Source organism: Psychrobacter sp. H7-1, assembly GCF_904846585.1.
Classification (GTDB): domain Bacteria; phylum Pseudomonadota; class Gammaproteobacteria; order Pseudomonadales; family Moraxellaceae; genus Psychrobacter; species Psychrobacter raelei.
In genome coordinates this window covers 1-2,096 of the sequence record NZ_CAJHBH010000088.1, presented here as the reverse complement: position 1 = coordinate 2,096, position 2,096 = coordinate 1, and the positions used below count along the sequence as shown (strand labels likewise).

At 38.5% G+C, this 2,096-nt stretch carries 2 protein-coding genes and 1 pseudogene; 2 read left to right on the top strand and 1 reads right to left on the bottom strand.

The features are described from left to right. Window positions 1-159 precede the first annotated feature (159 nt). Window positions 160-873 (bottom strand): annotated as a pseudogene (locus JMX92_RS13255) (IS1 family transposase). Window positions 874-890: 17 nt separating this feature from the next. On the opposite strand from JMX92_RS13255, the gene JMX92_RS13250 reads away from it, so the two are divergent. Beyond that, window positions 891-1,211, top strand: a complete 321-nt coding sequence (locus JMX92_RS13250) for an IS630 transposase-related protein (protein WP_201546141.1) — start codon at window positions 891-893, stop codon at window positions 1,209-1,211. Between the two features lie 13 nt (window positions 1,212-1,224). Continuing rightward, a complete protein-coding gene (locus JMX92_RS13245) occupies window positions 1,225-1,728 on the top strand; it encodes an IS630 family transposase (protein WP_068407314.1) in 504 nt (167 codons plus the stop codon). Window positions 1,729-2,096: the final 368 nt, after the last annotated feature.

Below are 2,096 nucleotides of genomic sequence, written 5' to 3'. Positions count from 1 at the left end.
AGATATTAAGTTCTAGTAATATAGGTTTTAGTCTTGTCCAGTGTTCATCTTTGAGCATAGTGCGAGGCATAGCGAACGATATCTTTTTTGTGTGAGAACTTAAAGATTAACCGTTCGCTATTTTTTTGCCATTAATTTGTCGCCAATGTTCAACACGCCCTAGACATATCCATGATTGATGTAAAAGAAAGCTAAATCAAAGGCTTTAAAGTGATTTTCCAGCTTTTTAGAAAAGTTACAACTTCGCCTAAATGCTCGCCTTACTCGATGTCTGATAGTGCAATTATTACCTTCAATACCGACCGTGAAAAACTTGCCAATGACTTGGGTAAAGCCCTTAAAACCAGTAACAAAGCTATCCCAGGTATCACTAGCGATTTTAGCACAACTTACGCCTTACGCCTAAGGCTTTCAGCTTAGCTTTAAGCTTTTTGACAGTGTTAAGGTCTCGTTTTCCCCACACATAGGCAACAATTTCACCTGTGTCACGGTGATAGGCATAAATTAGCCATTGTTTGTTGGTCTTCTTGCCTACGAATGTCCAAAGCTCATCAATTTCAAGACAGTCGTATTGCCTTTGCTTGGGGTTATTTGGTAGTGACACTTTTTTAGGGTGGCCAGTACTTTGCCTTTGCTGATTCTCTCAACGCAAGCGATGTCTTTTATGCCACTGCCTCGAACCATAAGATGTCGTATTTTGCTATCTTTTTGGGAGTGACAGCCTTGGTACGTTAAGGCATGGTCGCCAATAAACTGCCGTTTGCAGTCTTTGCATTTATAGTTTTGTTTACCATAGCTTTTGAAGCCATTTTTCTTTATACTGTCACTTAGACAGGCTGGGCATTTGATGTATATAGTAAAAGAAACAAAAATCCGCTACAGTATATAATATGGCATACTCAAAAGACTACCGACAACTGATCCTCAATAAGCTTGCAGAAGGCTATAGCATTCGACAACTTGCCGAGGAATATCAAATTAGCACCAACACTATTCAGCGTTGGAAAAAATTTCCTGAGCGTAAAAAACGTCAGTTTACCCCAACTAAAATAGACGATGCATTACTGAGAGCGGATGTAGAGGCTTATCCTGATGACTATCAGCACGAACGAGCTCGGCGTTTTAATTGTACTCAAAGAGCGATAGGCATTGCATTAAAACGAATCGGCACCACTCAAAAAAAAGAGCTTAACTCATCCAAAAGCAGATGATAAAAAACGTTTAATATTTCTTGAAAAGTTAGCGCAATTTGAGTTTGATGATAAGCCTATTATCTATCTTGATGAAAGTGGCTTTAAGTCTCATGAAAACAGGCCTTACGGTTACTCTAATAGAGGTAAAAAATGCTTTGGACAATACAACTGGCAGCTTAAAAACCAAACCAATGCGATAGGTGCTATTTACAATAATCAGCTGTTCGCTGTTGGACTTTATGATCGCAGTGTCAATAGTGATGTATTTCATAGCTGGGTTGAACAACTGCTGCTACCAAGCTTACCGAAAGACAGTGTAATCGTTATGGATAATGCAACCTTCCATAAGCGCAAAGACACAACTGAACTTATAGAAGATGCAGGGCACACTATTTTATGGCTGCCACCTTACAGTCCTGATTTGAATCCTATCGAGCAAATGTGGGCTTGGGTCAAACAAAAACGTAAGGAATGGCGGCTAGATTGTGTTGACACACTGTTCTTTTATTTCTTATGGCTGTGTGGCGATTTATAAGTTCTTTGACTATAGTGTGATTTGCATTTCACTATTTTATCAATTTCTCAGCCTGTTTTTTTTCAGCCTACTTTTTGAACCACCACCTAAAATCAATTATTAACACATCCAAAATTAGCCGCAGCAGCTGATAAAAAATCATACTTTTGTTCGATTGTAGCTATAAACTACCTATTTGTCTACCCTACAGTCAAATATTAGCAGGGCAATCGCACTATAGAAAATAGCTGCTTTAAATTAGGTTATAGTCAATCCAAAATAAAATTGGTACAACCCATATCATGAAACAGTTTAGGTAAATTATTCTCCATCCACCCTTGGCGCAAAAACTTCGCCTGTGCCCATTTTTTCTCAATAGGGTTTAAATC

Excerpts from the sequence above, each read along its gene's own strand:
- JMX92_RS13250 (WP_201546141.1), top strand. The coding sequence starts at position 891 with ATGGCATACTCAAAAGACTACCGACAACTGATCCTCAATAAGCTTGCA.